At 47.8% G+C, this 23,110-nt stretch carries 13 protein-coding genes; 3 read left to right on the top strand and 10 right to left on the bottom strand.

Going from position 1 to position 23,110, the window contains the following annotated elements; all coding sequences use genetic code 11:
- Nucleotides 1-14 precede the first annotated feature (14 nt).
- The 9 genes from SO_RS20055 to hemC all read right to left on the bottom strand — a co-directional run bounded on the left by SO_RS20055 (nt 15) and on the right by hemC (nt 18,554).
- Nucleotides 15-620, bottom strand: coding sequence for an OmpA family protein (locus SO_RS20055; RefSeq protein WP_011073980.1), 606 nt, complete (start codon nt 618-620; stop codon nt 15-17).
- A complete protein-coding gene (gene aggA / locus SO_RS20050) occupies nt 617-2,032 on the bottom strand; it encodes a type I protein secretion system protein AggA (protein WP_011073979.1) in 1,416 nt (471 codons plus the stop codon). Before aggA ends, SO_RS20055 begins: the two co-directional genes overlap by 4 nt.
- Nucleotides 2,033-2,058: 26 nt before the next feature.
- On the bottom strand, nt 2,059-3,441 hold the full coding sequence (locus SO_RS20045) for an HlyD family type I secretion periplasmic adaptor subunit (RefSeq protein WP_011073978.1): 1,383 nt from the start codon (nt 3,439-3,441) through the stop codon (nt 2,059-2,061).
- Entirely contained in the window at nt 3,434-5,614 is a 2,181-nt protein-coding gene (locus SO_RS20040; protein WP_011073977.1) for a type I secretion system permease/ATPase, read from the bottom strand. The genes SO_RS20045 and SO_RS20040 overlap by 8 nt, the downstream gene beginning before the upstream one ends.
- 105 nt (nt 5,615-5,719) lie before the next feature.
- The gene (locus tag SO_RS23070) at nt 5,720-14,026 is read right to left on the bottom strand and encodes a retention module-containing protein (RefSeq protein ID WP_011073976.1); all 8,307 of its coding nucleotides are present in this window, start codon (nt 14,024-14,026) and stop codon (nt 5,720-5,722) included.
- A 382-nt stretch (nt 14,027-14,408) separates the two neighbouring features.
- Nucleotides 14,409-15,575, bottom strand: a complete 1,167-nt coding sequence (locus SO_RS20010) for a heme biosynthesis HemY N-terminal domain-containing protein (RefSeq protein ID WP_011073975.1) — start codon at nt 15,573-15,575, stop codon at nt 14,409-14,411.
- Nucleotides 15,572-16,816, bottom strand: a complete 1,245-nt coding sequence (locus SO_RS20005) for a uroporphyrinogen-III C-methyltransferase (protein WP_011073974.1) — start codon at nt 16,814-16,816, stop codon at nt 15,572-15,574. The genes SO_RS20010 and SO_RS20005 overlap by 4 nt, the downstream gene beginning before the upstream one ends.
- A gap of 60 nt (nt 16,817-16,876) precedes the next feature.
- Nucleotides 16,877-17,617 (bottom strand): uroporphyrinogen-III synthase, encoded by a 741-nt coding sequence (locus SO_RS20000; protein ID WP_011073973.1) that lies wholly within the window; start codon nt 17,615-17,617, stop codon nt 16,877-16,879.
- 4 nt (nt 17,618-17,621) lie between these two features.
- Nucleotides 17,622-18,554 carry a hydroxymethylbilane synthase gene (hemC, locus tag SO_RS19995; RefSeq protein WP_011073972.1) on the bottom strand — a complete coding sequence of 311 codons (933 nt, stop codon included), beginning with the start codon at nt 18,552-18,554 and terminating at the stop codon, nt 17,622-17,624.
- Nucleotides 18,555-18,755: 201 nt separating this feature from the next.
- On the opposite strand from hemC, the gene SO_RS19990 reads away from it, so the two are divergent.
- A complete protein-coding gene (locus tag SO_RS19990; protein ID WP_011073971.1) occupies nt 18,756-21,170 on the top strand; it encodes a class I adenylate cyclase in 2,415 nt (804 codons plus the stop codon).
- Between the two features lie 40 nt (nt 21,171-21,210).
- Here SO_RS19990 and cyaY read toward each other — a convergent pair whose 3' ends face one another.
- Complete coding sequence (gene cyaY / locus SO_RS19985; RefSeq protein ID WP_011073970.1) at nt 21,211-21,540, bottom strand: iron donor protein CyaY; 330 nt, start codon at nt 21,538-21,540, stop codon at nt 21,211-21,213.
- Between the two features lie 79 nt (nt 21,541-21,619).
- Here cyaY and lptM point away from each other — a divergent pair, with 79 nt between their 5' ends.
- Both lptM and lysA read left to right on the top strand, forming a co-directional pair.
- Nucleotides 21,620-21,802 carry an LPS translocon maturation chaperone LptM gene (gene lptM / locus SO_RS19980; RefSeq protein WP_164925789.1) on the top strand — a complete coding sequence of 61 codons (183 nt, stop codon included), beginning with the start codon at nt 21,620-21,622 and terminating at the stop codon, nt 21,800-21,802.
- Between the two features lie 42 nt (nt 21,803-21,844).
- A complete protein-coding gene (gene lysA / locus SO_RS19975; protein ID WP_011073968.1) occupies nt 21,845-23,089 on the top strand; it encodes a diaminopimelate decarboxylase in 1,245 nt (414 codons plus the stop codon).
- Nucleotides 23,090-23,110: the final 21 nt, after the last annotated feature.

The raw sequence follows: 23,110 nt of genomic DNA, 5'->3' as shown, positions 1-23,110 counted from the left end.
TACTCTATTGGTGTTTAATTGGTGTCATCGACGGAATAAATCGTCCATTTCATATCTGTTGCTGTATCGTCACCCGTCACCTCTGCAACGACTCTACGGTTACGTATTTCAGCTTCAGGAGTCTGCTCTAAAACAATTGGACGACTTGAACCATAGCCTATGGCTGTCAGTCGGCTTCTGTCGATACCGAAACGTTCGGCGAGAACGGCGGTAACAGCATTAGCACGCTCCTGCGATAATTCCTTGTTTGTTTCGTCCGTGCCTGTACGACTTGTGTGTCCTTCAATGGTCACTTTAGTTGTGGGATATTGACGTAAGAATATCGCCACTTCTTCGATTTGAGGATAATACTCAGGTGCAATATAAGCTGAGTTGTTAGGAAATAATACGTTGATTTCCTTACGTTCATTAATTGACTTTATTTGACCACAGCCGTAGTTATCCGTGCCTGCACCCTTTGCCGTTTCGTTACAACGTTCACGGGCTTCAATGACACCATCACCATCCTTATCAGAAAGATCGGATGCCTGGGTCGTGGTCATCTCGTCAATATTGACTGTATCACGTATGGAGCAACCCGCTAAAAGCGTCACGCTAAGTAATAGGATAGACGTTTTCATTGATTTGCTCCTCCTTCGTAGTTACGTTCTCCACGCCATGCTTCAGGACGGGTTACTTTGAGTGAGTCGAGTAGGCGGCCAGTCGAATTTAGTACACGATATTTCGCAATGGTTTCATCGTATTCAGCTTGTAAATAGTCCTTACGTGCTTCGAACAACTCATTTTCAGTATCAAGTAAGTCGAGTAAGCTGCGTTGGCCAAGGTTAAATTGCTGCGCATAGGCAGACTGAGTATCTTTGGCGGCTATCACATGGTCACGTATGTATTGCTTTTGAGGCGCTAACATTTCGTAGGCATTCCATGCCAGATTGACCCCTTCTACGACTTCTCTTTGTGCGCGCTGACGGATTTCTTTGGCTTCACTGAGTTTGTAAGCAGATTCTTTTTCGCGAGCAAGGTCTTTACCGCCTGCAAAGAGGTTATATTTGACTCGCACCATGGCGACGATATCGTTACTGTAACCACCTACGTTTTGGCTTGCTATTGCGCTTACACCATCTTCACCCCCAACATCATTGTTCCAGCTACCATTTAGCTCTAATGAAACTTGCGGATAATAGTTGGCTTGGGTTGATGAACGCTCATTTTCAGCCGCACGAATATCGTTTGCTGCAGATTTAAGGATGGGATGATTTTTCTCGGCATCAGCAATACTGCTGTTTAAATCCTTAGGAAGCATATCGGCATCAGGAACGGGTTGAATCAAGTCAACGGGGTCGGCCGCAACGACTCGCACAAATTGTGCTTTTGCATCGAGTAAATTGTTACGCGCGGAAATCACATTCGCATTAGCCCTTGCAAGACGTCCTGAAATTTGTGAAAGATCGGCGGTTGAGCCCAAGCCAGAGTCAGTACGTTGCTTAATTTGATCATAGATTTCTTTATGGCTGTTGAGGTTTTTCTCCGCCAGCTTTAATACCTCATCGGTGCGCAGATAGTTGAGATACGCTTTACTGACATCTAACGCCATATCTTCGGCGGCAGCGAGAAGTGCCCATTGGTCTGCACTGGCTTCAAAGCTATAACGGTCAACTTCGCTACTGGTATAAAAGCCATCAAACAGCATTTGTTTTAGGCTAATACCAAACTCACCACGGTTTAGTTCTGCTACGCCATTGCTATCGACATCGCCGACATTTTTACGTCGACGGGTTGATACGCTATCTGTTTGCTCGTAGCCATAACCACCAGTGAGATCAACTGTTGGCATGTAACCAGCAATTGCCTGATTCACTTGCTCTTCTCTCGCTTTAAAGCGGTTAAACGCCACTCGTAGATCTGGGTTTGTATCGAGTGTGTGTGCAACCGCTTGCTCAAGTGTTTGGCTTTGAGCGGATAGTGGCAGCAAAATAGCTGACAGCAGGACCGCTATTTTTGAACATTGAAATTGGCGTCTTACTAAAGTCTTCATTGCAAACCTCCCGGTTTATAACAGGCTTAACGCTCTCTGAGCGCTGTGTCCTTAGCCCTTAAAATTGGATTTAAAATGTACTCAAGAATGGATCTTTGTCCGGTGATGACGTCAACGGTTGTTAACATCCCCGGTATAATTGGCATCTGTGTGCCATCGTCTTTTATCAAACTCGATTCTTCGGTTCTGACCTTTATAAGGTAGAAGCTATTTCCTTCTTCATCCTGTGAGGTATCGGCACTTATATGCTCGACTGTACCTTTGAGCCCACCGTAGCGGGTAAAGTCATAGGCCGTTACCTTAACTACTGCAGGTAAACCTGTATGTAAAAACGCAATATCCTTAGGTAAGATCTTGGTTTCTATTAGTAATTGGTCTTCAGAGGGGACGATTTCAATGATATCAACCCCTGGTTGAACTACACCACCTAAGGTGTTGATATGCACTGTCTTAATGGTGCCGTTTACGGGGGAGGTGATAATCGCTTTACTTACCTTATCCTGAGCTCCCACCTGAGCTTCATTCATTCGGGATAAACGGGTTTGTGTTTCGTTAAGCTGTGCCCGCAGGTCCGCCGCGTAAACAAATACCGCTTCACGTCGCTTTAATATCGCTTCGTCTAATGCTGCTTTAAGCTTCGGTCTCAGCAGTCGTAATGAATTTAACTCACCTTGCGCATCGTTAACTGCGCGTTCAAGTTTTAGCAGTTCAACCTCGGGCACAATTCCTTTTTTAGCGAGTGGTCGAGTGAGTTCTAATTCCCTAGAAATCAACTGCATACTGGTTGTTAACGTCGTTGTTTTTGATGCGAGATCATCAATTTCTTGCTGTCTTTGCTGGATTTGACGAACCAGAATTTCCAGTTGGTTACTCAGATTATCTAAACGACCGCTATATTCTTCCTGCTGCCTTTTCACGAGGGCAGGCTCTGCCTGAATAATACTGTCGGGAAACACTAAGTCTTTTTTGGTGATTTTGACTTGTTCACGCCAGTCGGAAGTCATATCCGATATGAGTATGCTATCTAACTCTGCGCGCATACGGATTGCATTCGTCTTTAAACCAAAGACTTCTTGCTCCTGCTGGGCAAAATCAGAGCGAAAACGCGTATCATCAATCCGAACGAGTGGTTGGCCTTTAGTGACAAGATCACCGTCTCGAACAAACAGCTCTTGCATGATCCCGCCATCAAGGCTTTGAATAACTTGCACTTGAGAAGAAGGGATCACTTTACCCGAACCCGTGGTTACTGTATCGAGTTCGGCAAAACCAGCCCATAGTAGAAAGCAGGCAACCATGGCGGCTAAAGCCCATATGATGAGCCTATGCCCACTAGGTGCATCTGTCATCATGGCGCCATAAACGTCATCAACCATGTCTAAATCATTTGCCGTTAGGTTTTTACTCATTTTTAGCGCCTCCGTTAACAAGGCCAAAATTGAGTTTTTCCAACACTTCAGCTTTAGGACCATCAGCAACAACATGGCCCCTTTCAAGCACAATAATACGGTCAACCAATTGTAATAAATGCATTTTGTGAGTGATTAGCAGCAGAGTTCTATCCTTGCTGACATTTTGCATTGAGCGAATAAACTGTTGTTCTGCCCGAGCATCTAAACTCGCAGTAGGCTCATCCATCAACAATACGGGTGGGTCATTAAGGGTCGCTCGGGCAAGGGCGACGGTTTGCCGTTGTCCGCGGCTAAGAGACATTCCACCTTCACCAACCTGTTGATCTAGGCCTTCAGCTTCCAAGTGCGTAAATTGACTGACACCTGAAAGCTGCACCGCACGGATAAGCTGATGCTCTGTCACTTGGCGAGTACCAAAGAGAATGTTATCTCTGATCGTGCCATGAAATAGGGTGACATCCTGCGGCAAATAACCAAAATTACGGCGTAGATCGCTAGGATGAATTTGCGCCGAATCGACACCATCGTAACGTAGGCTACCAGTTGTTGGTTGGAAGAGTCCGACGAGAAGTTTGGCTAAGGTACTCTTACCAGAACCATTGCGGCCGATAATCGCAATACGCTCACCTGGATTGATGGTTAATGAGAGCGGGTGAAGCACGGGTTTTTCAGAGCCTGGATAACTAAATCCAACGTGGTCGGCGTTTATTTTGCCTATTAAACGCTGTTTACTGACTAAGTGGCCTTTATTTTCAAACTCGTCTTCTTGCAGCATTAACTCATTGAGCTGGCGCAGTGCGCTGGCAGTATGGTTGGCCCGCGTCATTAATCCAGCTAACTGTGCCATTGGTGCAATGGCGCGGCTTGATAACATTACCGCAGCAATGATCCCACCCATGGAAATTAGGTTATCTGAAACGCGGTAAACCCCTAAAATAACCACGCATACTACGGTAAATTGCACGATAAAATTGGCAGTATTCGATACGGAATTTGAGAGTTTTTTGGATTTTAATTGCCAGTTTGCACTGTGGCCGATCATCTGTTGCCAGCTTTTTTGAACAATTCCTTCAGCGCCGTTGGCTTTAATCGACTCAAGTGCAGATAGGCTCTCAATCAAATGCCCGTGTTTTAAGCTGGAAAACTTATTACCTTCCTCAATCGCCGCTTTTAATTTGGGTTGGGTATAGAGTGTAAAGCCAATGATGATCATACCGCCAACCACAGGTATCACCGCTAAATCGCCAGCAACAATATAAATCACGATCAGGAAAAAGAGCGCAAAGGGCAGATCGACTAAGGTCGTTATGGTGGCTGAGGTTAAAATTTCTCGGATGCTATCAAATTCACCCAGTTGTTTAGCCATCCCGCCGATGCTGGGCGAGCGTTTTTCAAGCGGTATGCCAATTGCTTTGGCAAAGAGGCGAGATGATACGATGATATCTACTTTTTTACCTGCCACATCAATTAAGTAGCTTCTTAATTGCCGCATAACAAGGTCAAATAAATAGGCAATAGAGGCACCAATCGCTAACACCCACAGGGAGTCAAATGCAAGGTTAGGTACAACTTTATCGTACACATTCATGATAAACAGCGGCGAGACTAACGCGAAAATATTCACGAGAACCGAGGCAATTAAAGCATCACGGTAAATTGGGGCAGAGTCCTTTAAGGTTTGGACTAACCAGTGAGTTTTATTGTCGTGTAAATAGACATCGAACCCCATGTCGCCACGATATTCTTGCTTAACGAGGAATAGATAGCCCACATACAGAGTTTCAAGCGATTCTATTGTGAGTATTTCTTCCCCGCCAGTCTCAGGAAGTTGGATGACTGCACGGTCAGATTCGAGGTCAAATTCTCGCAGAATACAGGCTTTCTTATCTTTTAATAACAAAATACAAGGTAGCAATATTGGCGATATCTCATTTAAGCCTTTACGAGATAATTTTGCCGCTAACCCTGCTCGAGATGCTGCTTGTGGAAGCAGATCGGGTGTTAACACTGCTCCAGACAAAGGCAAGCCCGCCGCAAGTGAATCACTTGAGCATGGATTACCAAAATGTTCAGTAAGAAGCACTAAACAATCTAGCAGTGGGTCAACAATAACTCGCTGTGATGCAGAAATTGTCCACTGCTCAACCTTTTCAGACGCTGTAACAGGCACCTAATTAACTATCCTTTGATTTTATTATGATTCCTACAAGTATCCACCACGATGGCCGATATTTCTATAGGCCATCATGGGAATAATTGATGTCAGATTAATGACCTATACAGGATCGACTGTTTTTAAGGGATCTAGTTTCACCTCAAGGTCGACAGGGGTAGGTTGGGTATCAATGATTAATGGGCCTTGGCCATTGCTGCCGAGTAATCCATTAATAATACCCGCATTATTAGTCGCTCCATATTGGCTATAGAGGTTAACCCCATCAAGCACAATATGTTGATCGAACGTGCCATCCTTGTTTGCATCGATATCGATCACGGTTGAACCATTGTTTAAGCTAAACTTGAGATAGCTTTCAAGTGTATTAGCTGTTTCCCCTTGAAGTAAATCACTGAGATCGAGCTTATCTTCACCCACCTTAAAGTCCATAATGTGGTCAGTACCTTTGTCTGCATCCGCATAGCGCCATACGAAGGTGTCTGCGCCACTATCGCCACGTAGTACATCATCACCAAGGCCTCCGATCAGGGTGTCGTTTCCGTCACCGCCACGTAAACCATCGATGCCTTCGCCGCCAATCAGTAAGTCATCACCGCTACCACCGTAGACAAGTTGACTACCTTGACCACCATTGACCGTATCGTCACCGCTACCAAGGTTAACTGTGTCAGTTTTGGGCTGCAGTGGCTGCAGCACATCAGACTTCAGTGTACCTGCATTGGTGGTGATCGCATCCTGAGCCATAAATTTGCTACTAAGGATTTCTGCCTGAGTGACTACAGGGTTATTAAGGTTTGGCAAAGAGCTGCCAGTGTTCACTATATTGTTAGCAGTTGAAACACCAAGGTCGACGTAATCATTACTATTGCCTGCATTAATCAGCAACTCAGTATCTTTAGCAATGTACTCAGTCTTGGATGATGAAGCGACAGTGCCGTAGCCCCCTAAGTTGACAGCAAATTGTGCCGAGTTGCCTGTCCAATTTGTCATGATGAATGAATCAACACTCTGACCACCGACAACATTATTGGGGTGCAGAACGGTAACTTGGAAGTCAGCAGTGCTTTGCGCTGTATCCTGATTACTGGTTTCTGTCGCCGTAGCCACAACTGTGATGGTGAAGTTGCCATGGTTGGCGACTTTAATCTGCAGGCTGGATTTATCCCAGTTGGTGATGTCCACAGTGCCATCTTTGCCTACCGTCGCTAGGTTGCCCAAAGCATCTTTCAGCACCGCGCCTTCTGGCAAGCCCTGCAATTTAAGGCTCAACGTTTCTGAAGTATCAGTATCTTTAAGTGACGACGAAATATTGCTGAGTTTAATAAACTCACCGCGATAACCCATATTGTCGACTACTTTAAATGCTAAATTATCCAGCAATGCGCCGTATGAGTCCCCATTGTCTCCTTCAAACTGCAAACGATATTTACCAGATTGGTTAATGGGTAAGGTGATCTTTTGATCTCTTAACCAATTCGCGTTAGTCGGATCGAAGTCATATAGCGTAATGGCTTGAGCATTTAATGGGTTGCCTTGAGCATCTAGCGGGATTAGCTTAATCGTCAGTCCAGAGGTGCTTACGCTACCTGAGCGGGCCGCAATATCAAATCCGAGTTCGTAGAATCGACCAGCATCCGCTTGGATATCGGTATACAGGGTTTTATCACCACTATTGAACTCTATTTCCATGACTTTATTGCTATTGGAGCCACCAGAGACGTAGACACTTTCATAACCAATTTCAACTTGGCCACCTCTATTACTGGTATGCCAAGTTCCGATGGTATTTAGGCCCTTAATGTCATTAGCTTTAACACCATCCCAACTGCCAGAGAACTTGGCATCTTCAAAGTTGATGGCTGCGACAGAGGTGTAACCATTAATTGTCAGATTAGGGGCATCTGCCACTGCTTGAACTGTGATGTTCAGTGTACTTGTGGCACCCGTATTAGTGGTGTAGGTGATCACAGGTAATGAACCGCTCCAGTGATCTTTGGGATCGAAACTGTATTCACCATTCGTCTTTAATTGCAATGTGCCTTCAGGCAATTGATACCAAGTATTGCCTGCGTTATAGGTCACGCCATTCACTTGGAAGCTGGTTACGGATAATGTGTTATCCACATCCGTATCATTTTCCAGTACGTTCCCCTTCGCTAAGGCGTCCTCTGCAATGGTCTTGCTTTCTGGTTTAGTTACCGTTGGATCATCAACAGGCGTTACCACTATGGTTAGTGTGCTTGTTGCTCCCGTATTCGTCGTGTAGGTAATAACTGGGACCTGGCCGTTCCAATCGGCCGCGGGTGTAAAGGTGTAGCTACCGTCAGCATTGAGAGTCAGCTCGCCCTCTGCCAAAGTAATTTTACTGCCCGCAGTATGCTGAGTTGCACTGTTAGCCACCGTAAAATGGGTGACTGACGTATTCTTATTGCCATCATTTTCCAGCACATTACCGATTACAGCAGTATCTTCAGGACCATTTTTTTGATCTTGAACTGCTTTAAGCGCATTCGCATTAACGGTATTTACATTGATAGTCAGCAATGCACTGGATTTATCACCATCAGCATCTTGCATGGTGTAGGTAAAGGTTTCCGTTGCTCCAGTCGGAATCGCTGAGGCGTTGGCTGTTACTGTGTAAGTGTAACTACCATTGGCGAATACGATTAACGTGCCGTATTGGCCATTGATTATGGTCCCAACGTTGCCAGAGGTGCCTGAACCTGTTTGGTTGCCAGCTGCTGCACCTACTACCATGAGATCGTTATCAGCACCGATGACGTCATTGAATAACACATTGCCAGTAGTTGAGGGGAGTGCATAGCCATCACCTGCGACTATACGTACAACCAGTTCATAACTGCTTGCCGCATTTTCAGCCGTTTTAATTTCAGTAACAACTTGGTTGGTACCAGGAACTCTAAAGCCTATTACTTGCAGCGTATACACTTGGCCTTGGTGTTCAAAGGTTACATTGGTATTGCCGACTTTAATAATATCTTTTGATGCCTCAGGATCGTTGTCGTTGTTCGGTGTTTCATTATGGTCAAAGTTGACTTTGAGAGTTACTGGTGTAACTACCCCATAGGCATCAGTCACCGAGAAGGTAATATCCATGGTTGCTTTGGTGATAGCGCCACCAGAAGAGATTGGGAAGTTATAGTGGGTAAACGTACCCAAAATAATATCTTGGTTTAAGGCAAACTGACCATTTAATGCACTGTCATTATCGATAAAACCATAACCAGATTTATAGGTATTTATTGGATTACCCCATCTGATTTGATCTAAACCACTGTCATTATCCGTGCCGCCGCCATTCGGATTATTGTTACCATCGAACGTGGTTACGCTTGTGCCATTTGTCCAATTAGTCCAATTTGCCTCCACGCCAGAGACTCTAAAGCTGTCTACGATCACATTGACACTGCCGGTGTCGTCGTTGGCATCAGGGACATCATCAACAATTTCAACGTTAACATTGCCTGTTACTACACTACCGTTAACGGAGGTTCCTTCAATAACAATACCATTGATCAGAGTACTTAGGTTTTCACCGTTTAAGCCATTAATTTGCAATAGATTATCTAGCAACTCCACATTGACAGTAATACTGCCAGATGTTCCTGGAGCGATCGCCGAGATATCGCTTAAGGTTAATATGATAGCTTGAACCCCATTGATAGAACCAATCAACGCACCATTAGTCGCAATCGCCCAAGTTATGTTGTGTCCAGCAAGGTTCGTTGCGGCATTTATCGATGAGGAATTAAAGTTAAATGCTGTAAGTGCTTGCGTACCTGCAGTGAAATTAATCGTTCCACTTACAATATTGGGTACACCGTCACGTAAAGTACTTTCATTAACAACAATGTTACAGTTACCAGGGGTATAAACTATTGCTGTATCAGTGCTTTGTACGGATGTGTTGCCTGCTTTATCTGTTTGCGTCGCGGTGACCGTGATGCTTTGACCGTTAGCTGGGGCAGTTTCAGTCCAGCTGATGGTGCCGTTGTTATAGGTAAAGCCAGTCGCTGGAGTGCCGTTGGCAAACTGCAGCTCGCCATTCACCAGCTTCAGCTCCACATTGCTGGTCGCGGTGCCATTGACGATAGTCAGGTTCACGTGACCGCCAGCACTGAAGTCCGCGGCATTGATGCTCACGGTCAACTGTACGCCTGCGCCATTGCTGTTGATTTCGCCTTGTGTCAGCAGGCCATCACCTGGGGTACCGTCATCGACGATTAATACGGTCGGTGCAGTGGGGGCCTGGGTGTCGACCGGCGCAGTGTCCTGGCCGCCGGTGCCCACGTTGCCGTTGAGATCGGTGTAGCTGCCGTTGTTCACGGTGACGCTGGCGGTGCCAGTGAAGCCTGGGGTCGGCGTGAAGGTCCCGGTCCAGGTCTTGCCGCCGTCGGTGGTCTTGAGGTCGGTAACAGTGCCGCCCACCACGGTCAGGTCGCCCACTTCGAAGTCTTTGACCTTCTCGCTGAAGGTGAAGGTGACCTCGCTGGTCTCGCCCACAGTCAGCTTGTCGTCAACGATGTTGACCACCACGCTCGGGGCCTGGGTGTCGACCGGCGCAGTGTCCTGGCCGCCGGTGCCCACGTTGCCGTTGAGATCGGTGTAGCTGCCGTTGTTCACGGTGACGCTGGCGGTGCCAGTGAAGCCTGGGGTCGGCGTGAAGGTCCCGGTCCAGGTCTTGCCGCCGTCGGTGGTCTTGAGGTCGGTAACAGTGCCGCCCACCACGGTCAGGTCGCCCACTTCGAAGTCTTTGACCTTCTCGCTGAAGGTGAAGGTGACCTCGCTGGTCTCGCCCACAGTCAGCTTGTCGTCAACGATGTTGACCACCACGCTCGGGGCCTGGGTGTCGACCGGCGCAGTGTCCTGGCCGCCGGTGCCCACGTTGCCGTTGAGATCGGTGTAGCTGCCGTTGTTCACGGTGACGCTGGCGGTGCCAGTGAAGCCTGGGGTCGGCGTGAAGGTCCCGGTCCAGGTCTTGCCGCCGTCGGTGGTCTTGAGGTCGGTAACAGTGCCGCCCACCACGGTCAGGTCGCCCACTTCGAAGTCTTTGACCTTCTCGCTGAAGGTGAAGGTGACCTCGCTGGTCTCGCCAACAGTCAGCTTGTCGTCAACGATGTTGACCACCACGCTCGGGGCCTGGGTGTCGACCGGCGCAGTGTCCTGGCCGCCGGTGCCCATGTTGCCGTTGAGATCGGTGTAGCTGCCGTTGTTCACGGTGACGCTGGCGGTGCCAGTGAAGCCTGGGGTCGGCGTGAAGGTCCCGGTCCAGGTCTTGCCGCCGTCGGTGGTCTTGAGGTCGGTAACAGTGCCGCCCACCATGGTCAGGTCGCCCACTTCGAAGTCTTTGACCTTCTCGCTGAAGGTGAAGGTGACCTCGCTGGTCTCGCCAACCGTTAGCACGTCATCGACAATGTTAACCACGACGCTTGGGCCTTGGGTATCGATGAGCACATCTTGGGTGACGGTTTTGCTGTTGCCGGCCAGGTCGGTGACGGTGGCGCTGACGGGGTAAGTGCCATCAGGCAGCACGGTGCCAGTCAGGTCGACACTCCAGTTGCCTTGTGCATCAATCACTAAGCCGTTGGCGGTGGTGTAGACCACGCCGTTGATGGTGACGGCTAAGGTGCTGTTGTCACCTAAATCGACGGTACCTTTGAAAATCAGGGTGTTGTCGTTGGTGATAAAGTCACTGCTGGAGCTGCCAGTGTCTTGGGTGATGGCGGTGATGGCCACGGTGTTACCGTCGCCGTCTTGGTCAATCTTGGTGTCAATCACCACATCTTGGGTGACGGTTTTGCTGTTGCCGGCCACGTCGGTGACGGTGGCGCTGACAGGGTAAATGCCGTCAGGCAGCACGGTGCCGGTCAGGTCAACGCTCCAGTTGCCTTGTGCATCAATCACTAAGCCGTTGGCGGTGGTGTAGACCACGCCGTTGATGGTGACGGCTAAGGTGCTGTTGTCACCTAAATCGACGGTACCTTTGAAAATCAGGGTGTTGTCGTTGGTGATAAAGTCACTGCTGGAGCTGCCGGTATCTTGGGTGATGGCGGTGATGGCCACGGTGTTACCGTCGCCGTCTTGGTCAATCTTGGTGTCAATCACCACATCTTGGGTGACGGTTTTGCTGTTGCCGGCCACGTCAGTGACGGTGGCGCTGACAGGGTAAATGCCGTCAGGCAGCACGGTGCCTGTCAGGTCAACACTCCAGTTGCCTTGTGCATCAATCACTAAGCCGTTGGCGGTGGTGTAGACCACGCCGTTGATGGTGACGGCTAAGGTGCTGTTGTCACCTAAATCGACGGTACCTTTGAAAATCAGGGTGTTGTCGTTGGTGATAAAGTCACTGCTGGAGCTGCCAGTGTCTTGGGTGATGGCGGTGATGGCCACGGTGTTACCGTCGCCGTCTTGGTCAATCTTGGTGTCAACATTGCCGTTATCGCTGGCTTTTCCTGTATTGCCCGCTGGGTCTGTGACTGAAGCCTCTGCAGTATAGCCACCTTCAGCGATAGGATTGGTCACATCAACTGCATAAGTTCCATCTGGGTTAACCGTAGTTGTAAGAGTTTGTTGTGCTCCCGTACTGTCGGTAACAACGATAGTGATAGTACTACCTGGAGGAGCATCGGTTGTACCAGTGATAGTGGGCGTTGTATCTTGCGTGTCATCGGGAGCACTCACAGTGATCACTGGACCTGTAGTATCCAGAACTGCGGAATCACTGCCTTCTGGCGAAGTGTTGCCTGCAGCATCGGTTATGGTCGCAACGACAGTGATTGTTTCACCTTCAGCAGGGGCTGGAAGCGTTAGATTAACAAATCCATTATCAATGTCTTCCTGCGTTAGGATGTAATCAACACCATTAACTGTGAGCGTATCTCCCGTATTCGCGCCAGTACCCTCCAAGCCAATAGTGACGTTTACTTCGGTTGCTCCACCAAGTTCTTCATTACTGATGAAACCGTCATTGTTAGTGTCTGTATTGATAGTGACACTAGGACCACCATTTGCAACTGGAGTGATATTAATCGTTAAGGTCGCCGTTGATCCGGTGTTGGTGGTGTAAGTAATCACCGGCACTTGGCCGTTCCAATTGGCATTGGGCGTAAAGGTGTAAGAGCCATCGGCATTGATGACTAAGCTGCCGCCTTCTAAGGCCACGGTGGTACCTGCCGCAACCGTTTGACCGTTAACAGTAAAGCTGATCACCGAGAGTTCGTTGTCCACATCGCTATCATTGCTGAGCACGTTACCAGTGGCAACGGAGTCTTCCGCAACAGTATTGCTGTCGTTGGTTAACACAGAAGCGTCATCCACTGGGGTGACATTAATGGTTAAGGTCGCGGTTGAGCCGGTGTTGGTGGTGTAGGTGATGACGGGCACTTGGCCGTTCCAATTGGCATTGGGCGTAAAGGTGTAAGAACCATCGGTATTGATGACTAAACTGCCGCCTTCTAAGGTAACGGTGGTGCCAGCCGCAACCGTTTGACCGCTTACCGTAAAGCTGGTCACCGAGAGTTCGTTGTCCACATCGCTATCATTGCTAAGCACGTTGCCAGTGGCAACGGAGTCTTCCGCAACGGTATTGGTGTCGTTAACCACAACAGATGGGTCATCCACAGGGGTGACATTAATGGTTAAGGTCGCCGTTGATCCGGTGTTGGTGGTGTAAGTAATGACGGGTACTTGGCCATTCCAGTTGGCGTTGGGCGTAAAGGTGTAAGAGCCATCGGTATTGATGACTAAGCTGCCGCCTTCTAAGGCAACGGTGGTGCCAGCTGCAACCGTCTGACCACTTACCGTAAAGCTGGTCACCGAGAGTTCGTTGTCCACATCGCTATCATTGTTGAGCACGTTACCGGTGGCAACGGAATCTTCAGCTACTGTATTGCTGTCGTTGGCTAGTATAGAAGGTGAATCTGTTGCAATTGATTGTTCAGGACTATTTGTTGCAAAGGCTGCAAGTGTCTGACCAGATGTTGAATATCCTGATGTGGCGAGAGATTCTGAACCGTCACGAGCAAGGCTAACATAGCCTGAGCTTCCGTCACTAGCAGGTGCATTGCCTGCTGCGGTTTCCGGTAAGTTGGTAGTTGGGTCTTCACCAGATGCAATGAGATCTTGTAATGCTTGGATTTCATCAGGTGTTGCTTCACCCGTAACAGGAAGTGCCATAGCCTCAGTGGCAGGCGCTACCTCGTTAGATAGCTTAGTGCCATCATCAAAGGTGATTTCATAAGTGGCATTTTCGCCAATGTGGAGAACTGCACCCTTTGGGAGTTGTTCGCCATCCTTAGCGGGTTGTTTTGAACCATCAACTTCGATATTGATCTGCCCGTTAACTAACTTGAGCAAACCTTTCTTTGATGTAATTACCGATCCCATAATTAGCTCCCAACAGCCAAAGTGTGTTAATCCAAAGACGCACAAATTCAACAAATATGCTGAATAGTGATACAAGTGGTGAAATTTTAACTTGCAAAACGGTGTAAGTCAATTTTTTGACGCGCCGGGATGGCTTGCTATGGCTGGATTTTAAGGGGAAGTGTGCGAAATAATGACGCTTAAGTATGGCGTAACTAGATGTAGTGTCTTTAAACACAAATGAAACTGCATTTAGTGTTTTCGATCTCTATAAAGAAACATATTTATAACAAATTATTCTGAATATAGGGATTAAAATTTTATGAATATTGTATGTTAGGTATGATCGATGGTTGGATGAGGGCTTGCCGCAATCCTAGTAATGGATTGCGGCAGATGAAAGTTATAGAGTCACAGCCTGACGATAACTTTGATTAGCATGACCTTGTTCGCCAAGTTGCTCTTGTATGCGTGCGAGCGAGAGCCAAGAATCTTTGGTAGGTGCAATACGGCAAACATTCTGCCAGCAGGTTTTGGCTTCTTTCATGTCTCTGGTTTGTTGATACAGTAGCGCTAAACATCTTTGGTAATCGGCATTGTTCTCATGGGTGATTTCGTGCTTAAGCAATTGCTTGCGAATGTCAGTATCATGTGCGGTTACTATCTGTGGTATTACTTCTAGCAATGCCGATTCTGGTGAACTGCGCAGCTTTTTCGAGAGCAATTTAATGGCTTGCTCTTTGCGATTGAAACGGCATAAGCCCATGGTGTAAATCGCTAAAAATTCAGATTGGTTTCGTTCATCACGTGATAACCATTGCCAGCATTGTTCTAAGGCATCTTCCCCTTTGAGACTCGCTGTTTGTAACAAAGCGCTATGGGTTTCAACACTGAGGGAGTTAAGCTGAATATCATCAAGGATCTGGCGTTTTTTCAGTATTGGTAGCAGTAATTTAAGTGCTTCCCAATCCTGCTGTGCGCGGTACAACTCAAGGGCGAGCTTGAGGACTGGTGCTTTACTCTTGCTGGTAGGTGCTAACTTATCGAGCTCGGCTCTGGCTAAGGTGAACTCGCCTTGTTTTAGTAAGTAGCGGGTGCGAGTAGTTGCAACGGCATTTGCCGCCAGAGGTTGGGTTTCGGCGCGGGCAAGATATTGATCTCGCTCGGCAGTTTTATTTTGATGTTGAGCCGCACGCGCTGCCGCTAACAAATTCAGAGCGGGCAGTTCACCATTGTCTGCGCCTTTAATCATGGCGCGCTCAGCGGCTGGCCAATCTTCCTCTGCAATGGCGAGAGCACCCATTAAGGTGTGTTTTTTTGCAGAGCGGCGACGCCATTGATGTGGAATAAAGCGGCTGCGTAACAGCAAATTAATCACTGTGATCACCAGCCATTCCAGTACTTGGAATAGCGCATAGAACACGATTAACATGATAATCCCAAAGGCTAAGCTGGTTTCGAGCTGATAATCTCCCGCTGCGATATATACATAACCCGTATTACCAACAATCCAAGGGCTAATACATAGGCCTAAAAGTATAATTCCAAAAAATATTAATACTTTAATCATAGCTGTGGTTCCTCTAATGAGGTGAGTTCACCATAGCTAGTTAACTGTAATAACAGGGGTTTAGCTTCGAAGGCTTTGAGCGTGATAGGGTCAAGCTCAAGTGTGGCTAACTTATCGATTGCGGCAATGGCCTCGCTGGTTTGATGGGCTTGAACATCAAAATAGCTTTGGATCCATTGGCGCGCCATCATCAGTGATTGATGGTAGGCCGCTCTATCATAACGGTAGAGTGCAAGTTGCGATTGCAGTAGTTTATGGCGGATATTCTCAACCAAATACCATTGTTGGTCTGGCGCAAGTAGGGCTGGCACATCGGCAGTGCGATGGCGAATGGTAATAAAATCTTGCGTCAACGCCTTCCAAGTTTTACTTAGATTGCTTTGCCAGTCATTGAGATCGCCTGAAATCGTCGTATCTTCCGCCGTGCTTGCTTCACCGTCGGCACGATTGAGTGGCAGTTTATCGAGTTGGCCAATTAATGCATCAAGTGCCAATACACTGCCTTCAATATCTGCGCTCTTAAGATTGGTGGTTGCGGCGATATCCTTTGCCAATGCCTTACGGATCGGTAGCAAAGCAGGGTTATTCATTGCGGCAATGGTTTCATCCGCTGATTTTAATAAATCCGTTGCCGTGCGCGGATCTTTTTCGAGCCAAAGTTTACGCCCTGCCATATTAACCAAATATTCGGCTTCCGAGGCCATCCAGTGGGTTGGGCTGCGCTGGGCGAGTTTATTTAATCTGTCCTGCAATTGGCTTTGATCTGTAGCCAGTTTAGAGAGTTCTTGAAACGTTTTCGCATCCGAGAGTTGTTGCTGTTCAAGTTGTGCAATGCGTTGATTCGGAACGATTAGAGCCTGTTGTAACTGATCCTGTAAGGCAATATTTTGCGCCGCTTGGACTTGGATTTGTTGCTGCATGTGCTGATACAGTAAATATCCTCCAGCGAGTGTACTGGCGGTTAACCCTAAAGTGAGGAGCACGCCAAAACGAATCGCCCATGAGCTGCGATTCACCTGCGTAACCTGGCGTGAAACGGTTGCCGATTTTGCGATTTGCGGCTCTGGCTTGGCTTCTAGTGGCTTAGCTTCTTGATGTTTAATTTCTTGTGCTTCGGCTTTTATTGCCTGTGGCTCTGGCGCTGCGCCTTTGGCTGCAACGTCATCAGTGTTGACCGACGATGTGAGAATTGAGGTAGCCTGTGACTCTGGGCTTTGGGCGTCGTGCTTGTTGTTATCCATTTTACAGTCCTTAAAATCATGCTACTGCCGATATTCGAGTAAAATCGGGCTAACTAGCGCTTAGAGTTTAAGGGCGTTTAGCACGGCTTTGCTGTTGGCGGCATTGGCATTGGTGACTTGGGTTATACCAAAGGCATGAGCTTGAGCTTCTACTCGGTTACTGGGGACTATGATATGACATGAGCGCAGCCATGCAAATAACTCTTTTGGCACTAGATTAATCAGATTATCCAGTACTTCTCCGCTTGTCACCACGACAGTATCTATCCCTAAGTCTATCCACTGTTGGGTGATAATAGTGCCATCCAGCGGCGGACAAGCACGTTGATAGACTTCCCAATAGCGCACCTGTGCGCCTCTAGATGTCAGTTGTTCAGCGAGCGCTTCACGGCCACCAACACCGCGAATAATGGTAATCTTTTTGCCTTGGATGTGTTGCAGCGTAGGTAGAGTTAGTAACCCTTCAGTCTGCTGGCAATCATCGGGCGCCTCAAGGGCATCGATGTCGATTTGTTGTAGTGCTTCCCAAGTGGCATGCCCTACAGCGAAATAAGGCACTTTTGGCCAGCCTTTAACGTTGGCATCATTGGCTTTAAACGTATCGTCAGCAAAGCTAACCGCATTGGCGCTGATACAGACAACCATATCGACATTAGCGAGTGGATGTGAGGTTTCAGGAGGTAGAGCCGGTGTCGCCTCAACACAAAGTAGTGGCGTAACGCAGTGTTCGATGCCTCTTTCATTCAAGGCATCGACCATGGACTGATTGCGCCCCTCGGGGCGCGTCAGTAAGACTTTCATCGACTTAGGCTTTGGCGTAAACAGCATCGAGGATGCTTTTGGCGCCTTTGCTGAGTAGTTCTTCCGCAAGGGCAACACCTAATTGCGTGGCTTCGGTCTTAGGACCGGTGATCACGCCTTCGATGATTTCACTGCCATCTGGGTTACCCACTAATCCGCGCAGTGTCATCTCATCACCATCAATTTCGGCAAAGGCGCCAATAGGGACTTGGCAACCACCTTCAAGGCGAGTATTCATCGCGCGCTCGGCGATCACGCGGTAGCGTGTCTCTAAGTGTTCTAATGGCGCTAATAATGCTTTAACGCGCTCATCATTGGTGCGACATTCGATACCGACAGCACCTTGACCGTTTGCGGGTAAGGACTCTTCGGCAGAGATAAAGCTGGCGATACGCTCAGATAACTTCAGGCGGATTAAGCCTGCCGCGGCAAGAATAATCGCATCGTATTCACCGTTATCGAGTTTCGCGAGGCGAGTACCTACGTTGCCACGCAGATCTTTGATGATAAGATCGGGACGGGAAGCACGCAGTTGGCACTGACGGCGCAGGCTAGAAGTACCAACCGTGGCACCAAGTGGCAACTCACTGATCGACTTATAAATATTGGAGACAAAAGCATCGCGAGGATCTTCACGCTCACAAATGACTTCCAGTCCTAATCCTTCGGGGAAATCTACAGGCACGTCTTTCATTGAGTGCACCGCGATGTCGGCTTGATCTTCCAGCATGGCGACTTCGAGTTCTTTAACGAACAAGCCTTTGCCACCGACTTTAGCTAATGGCGTGTCTAAGATAACATCGCCCTTAGTGCTCATTGGCAATAGCTCCACCACAATACCAGGGTGAATGCGTTCTAATTCTGCTTTAACAAATTCTGCTTGCCACATGGCCAGCGGACTCTTGCGGGTAGCGATACGTATGCGGTTTTCAGACATGCCTAGTTTCCATCCGAGATCTTAGTTGCGCCAATGCTAACATTGGCTATTGGTGAATGTAAGGAAGCCGTATCGATTCTTTGAAGTCGGCTGCGTTCTAAATAGTATAAAAGTGTGATGGACCTCTCATTTAGTTGCTCAGCTTGGCAAAAGTGTTAACATGAGCACAATCTTAATTGTGTTTGAGTGTTGTGTTCTAGGATGGATCAGCAAGGTCACTTTCCTGATATTGCAGAAAGACTTAATCAGGTTCGTATTGCACGAGCCTTAGCCTTGTTGTCGCCGTTGCAAAAGCATCTCTTCCGGTTGATCCCCTTTTTAATTCAACAGAATAGTGTTCAGTATCCCGGATTCGTTGACCCCAATACGCCTTGCGGTATTTATGGTTACAAGGCGGGATCATTAGAAGCCCAAGCCTGTGATGTGTTTAAGCTACCTTTTATCGCAACCGAGGTGGATTTTTATGCCTTTGAAGGGGTATATGCCATGGGCAGCACGGCCAGTTTTGGCCAGAATGCTAAGAGCGATGTGGATGTGTGGTTGGTCCACCATGCGGATTTGTGTGATGACGACTTAGCCTTAATTAAACTGAAAACGGAGCGACTAACCGCTTGGTTTGCAGAGTATCAATTTGAGGTGAATTTTTACTTGGTTCATCCACTGCAATTTTGTGGTGATATGTCGCAGCGAACAGTTTGCCAGTCTTCAATGGCCCATGAGCACAGTGGTAGCACGCAGCATTGGTTATTGCTTGAAGAGTTTTATCGCAGCCAAATTCGCTTGGCGGGTAAAATCATTGCATGGTGGCCCGATGCTAAGCTCAATCCTGAACTGTTATCCCTTGGCAATGTGCACGAGCTTCCTGCTAGTGAGTATTTTGGTGCTTCGCTTTGGCAGCTTTATAAGGGCTTAAACAAGCCGCATAAAGCGTTGATTAAAGTACTTTTACTCGAGGCTTATGCCAGCGAGTATCCCCACTCACAACTACTGTGCGATCGACTCTGGCAAAAAACGTTGGCAGGGGATTTTTCTACCGCTAACGATGCTTATTACGCGATTTATGAGGTGATTGAAGCCTATTTATTAAAGCAGAATGATAGTCGCCGGTTAGAGATTGTGCGCCGCTGTTTTTATCTTAAATGTGGTGTGTTTTTAAGTTTGTCAAACCAAGGCAAAGACTGGCGCTACGCCAAAATGCAGAAGTTAGTACAAGAGTGGCAGTGGCCCAACAGTTTAATTACTACCTTAGACGATTGCGAACATTGGCACAGTGGCCAGCTCAATTGGTTTAATGAGCAGCTCAACGAATTGCTCTTGGCCAGTTATCAAACCTTGCTGCGCTTCGCTTCAACCCATGAATTAAATGAAGGGCTCAAGATCGAAGAGTTGGGGATGTTAACCCGTAAACTGCACACTTACTTTAGCCAAGATGAAGACCAAATCGCCAAGTTGAATTTGCTTTGGAGCCGCTCGGTTGCTGAAGCTGAAGTGACTATGGTATCGAGCACCAAGGAAAACCAGTATTACCTCTATCGCCAAGGGCCAAAGCCGCTAAATCTGTTAGGTGATTCAGCTATTTGCAAAGGCAAAAGCCCGTCAGCACTGATGATTTGGGCTTGCTTAAATGGGGTGTCGACGCCTGAAACTAAATGGTATGAATTTGGCCAGAGTAAGGTCAAATCTCAACGGTTGACTGACGCCTCAAAGCGATTACTTAATTTTATCGATCATGATTGGCGGGTCTCAAAGCTTGACCTGTGTCAGCCTTGGCATTTTAGAAAGCTTATTTTTATCTTAAACCTCGACTGTGACCCGACTATTGGCTGGCGTGGACAGGAAATGATGGTCGATGTCATGAATGCCAACGTGTTTTCGTTAGGTCGTAAGCAGGAAAATATGCTCGGCGCCCTCGATGCCATTTGCCTTAATAGTTGGGGGGAGTGGCAATGCCATCGTTTTGAGGGCGAAACCGCAGTATTGCAGGCGCTCGCGTTTGTGACTCCTGGATTAAGGCGAGCGACTCATCCGGTGGATATGGATGTGATTAGCTGCTCTCAAAGACTCAGACCACAACTTAAGTTAGCGGTTAAAAACTTGCTTAAACAAACGGTGCGTCTATGCCAGCAGGTACAGCAATCGAGCACCTTAGTGCAGCCGCTGCAGATTAGCCATACTCGTTACGGGATCTTTTTTAATCCTCTGGGGATGGCCTATCAGGACTTGAGTGATGCCAAATCCTTCTATCAGCAACTTGCTCGTAGTCATTTAGTGCAATTGCCACGGCCAGAGTTGGGGGATGATCCCTTTTCTAGCATGCCGAATATTATTCAAAACTTTGCCGCCAAGGGAGCGATCCAGTACTTTCTGCGGCAACGCACCGATAGCTTAGATGTGTTTATTCTCGATGAGGAAAATCAGTTGAGCCATTATGTGCAGTCTGGTTCGGATATGAGCGAACTGGTCAACAAAGTCAGTCATCATTATGTATTTGATGAATTTTATGCATCCAAAGCACGTTTTAATATTCCGCAGTTTTTCCATTTAGTGCGGGTGGCCGGTGAACTGACGGTAAGGCCTTTCGGTGTGGATATGAATAACGCCAATGTGGAGTTTTAAGCGGGAGCTACCTCCCGCTTAGGAATAAAGCCGTGGCCTATTAGAGGCTGAGTTCGATACCGCTTTGACGTAGAATCGAGTCCTGCACAAAGGGCATAAACTCACCGCCATTACGACCATCAAGCCATTTGCCCTCTACATAACCAAAGTGATAGCCACCGAAACGCGTTGCTACCCAAATCTCATGCAAAGGTTCTTGTTTGTTGATGACGATTTTCGAACCATCGACAAATTCCAGCTGTAGCACGTTACCGCTGGCATCGATATCCACATCGGCATCTTGTTCATCAATCGCGGTTTCGATAGCGGTTTCTATCGCTTGGAACATGTCATCGGCGAGCTGGTGAAATTCTGTATCTGTCATGGCCATGCATTTCTGTCCTTTGCTTTCGTCAAGATGGGTGCGATTATAAGACGATTAGCCACCAGATGCACAGATGTTGAGAAAAATGAGACTGTTTTTATTGTTATTGATTGGTAGCCTATCTATTACAGCCTGTGGTCAAAAGGGCCCTCTGTATAAATCCTCGCCCGCCGAGGTGAATCAGTCTAAAAAAGACACGCCAGCTAAGCGTGACGGTATGCCAGCACAAACTGCTGAGCCTCAAGCCGAGACTGATAAAACACAATAATAATCAGCATAATTACCACAAAGCGCAGTAAGGAATCGGACATTGGATCACTTTCTCTACCAAGATAATACCCTGTACGCCGAAGGCTGTCGGGTCAATGATTTAGCCCAAACCTATGGTACGCCACTGTACATCTATTCCCGTGCGACCCTCGAGCGCCATTGGCATGCCTTTAATAATGCGGTGGCAGGCCATCCCCATTTAGTGTGTTACGCGGTAAAAGCCAATTCGAACTTAGCGGTGCTTAACGTATTGGCTCGCTTAGGCAGTGGCTTTGATATTGTCTCCGGTGGCGAGTTAGCGCGGGTGATAGAGGCCGGTGGCGATCCGGCCAAAGTGGTGTTTTCGGGCGTGGGTAAAACCGTTGCCGAAATGGAGCAGGCATTAAATCTTGGTATCTACTGCTTTAATGTGGAGTCGAGTGCCGAGCTTGAACAGTTAAACTTGGTCGCTGGTCGTTTAGGTAAAGTGGCGCCCGTGTCGCTGCGCGTTAATCCCGATGTGGATGCGGGCACTCATCCTTATATTTCTACTGGCCTTAAAGAAAACAAATTCGGCATTGCCATGGACGAAGCAGAAGCGGTATTTGCTCGCGCCCATGCCCTGCCACATTTGCAGGTGAAAGGCGTTGATTGTCATATCGGCTCACAGCTCACTGAAATCCAGCCGTTTCTCGATGCAATGGATAGAATGCTGTCGCTCATCGACCGCCTAGCCGAGCAGGGGATTGTGATTGAGCACTTTGATGTCGGTGGTGGTTTGGGGGTGACCTATGATGATGAAACCCCGCCGCACCCTGATGTGTACGCCGCTGCACTGCTCAAGCGTTTAGGTCATCGCAAGCTCAAACTGATTTTTGAACCGGGCCGTGCGATTGCCGCCAATGCGGGGATTTTTGTGACTGAGGTGCTGTACCTGAAAGAAAACAGCGACAAACGCTTTGCGATTGTCGATGGCGCCATGAACGATTTAATTCGCCCCGCACTCTATAGCGCATGGCAAAAGATTATTCCGGTTACTCCAAGGGATGATCAGGCCCATGTATTTGATATCGTTGGCCCTGTTTGCGAAACCGGTGACTTTTTAGGTAAGGACCGCGAGTTTGCCATCGCCCCAGGCGATTTACTGGTCGTGCGCTCCAGTGGTGCTTACGGTTTTGCAATGGCGTCGAACTACAATACTCGTCCGCGTGCGGCCGAGGTCATGGTGGATGGCGATAAGGCTTATCTGGTGCGAGAGCGAGAAAAATTACCGCAGCTCTGGCAAGGTGAGCAACTCCTGCCGTAAACTAGAAAATTATATTGATTC

Origin of the sequence: Shewanella oneidensis MR-1, assembly GCF_000146165.2 — a bacterium.
Taxonomy (GTDB): domain Bacteria; phylum Pseudomonadota; class Gammaproteobacteria; order Enterobacterales; family Shewanellaceae; genus Shewanella; species Shewanella oneidensis.
The sequence above is the reverse complement of the archived record's forward strand: the minus strand, read 5'-3'. Positions and strand labels throughout refer to the sequence as shown.

What these genes read in the sequence shown, in the direction of transcription:
- SO_RS20055 (WP_011073980.1), bottom strand. Translation starts at nt 620, where the DNA reads ATGAAAACGTCTATCCTATTACTTAGCGTGACGCTTTTAGCGGGTTGC.
- aggA (WP_011073979.1), bottom strand. Translation starts at nt 2,032, where the DNA reads ATGAAGACTTTAGTAAGACGCCAATTTCAATGTTCAAAAATAGCGGTC.
- SO_RS20045 (WP_011073978.1), bottom strand. Translation starts at nt 3,441, where the DNA reads ATGAGTAAAAACCTAACGGCAAATGATTTAGACATGGTTGATGACGTT.
- SO_RS23070 (WP_011073976.1), bottom strand. Translation starts at nt 14,026, where the DNA reads ATGGGATCGGTAATTACATCAAAGAAAGGTTTGCTCAAGTTAGTTAAC.
- SO_RS20010 (WP_011073975.1), bottom strand. Translation starts at nt 15,575, where the DNA reads ATGATTAAAGTATTAATATTTTTTGGAATTATACTTTTAGGCCTATGT.
- SO_RS20005 (WP_011073974.1), bottom strand. Translation starts at nt 16,816, where the DNA reads ATGGATAACAACAAGCACGACGCCCAAAGCCCAGAGTCACAGGCTACC.
- SO_RS20000 (WP_011073973.1), bottom strand. Translation starts at nt 17,617, where the DNA reads ATGAAAGTCTTACTGACGCGCCCCGAGGGGCGCAATCAGTCCATGGTC.
- hemC (WP_011073972.1), bottom strand. Translation starts at nt 18,554, where the DNA reads ATGTCTGAAAACCGCATACGTATCGCTACCCGCAAGAGTCCGCTGGCC.
- SO_RS19990 (WP_011073971.1), top strand. Translation starts at nt 18,756, where the DNA reads ATGGATCAGCAAGGTCACTTTCCTGATATTGCAGAAAGACTTAATCAG.
- cyaY (WP_011073970.1), bottom strand. Translation starts at nt 21,540, where the DNA reads ATGGCCATGACAGATACAGAATTTCACCAGCTCGCCGATGACATGTTC.
- lptM (WP_164925789.1), top strand. Translation starts at nt 21,620, where the DNA reads ATGAGACTGTTTTTATTGTTATTGATTGGTAGCCTATCTATTACAGCC.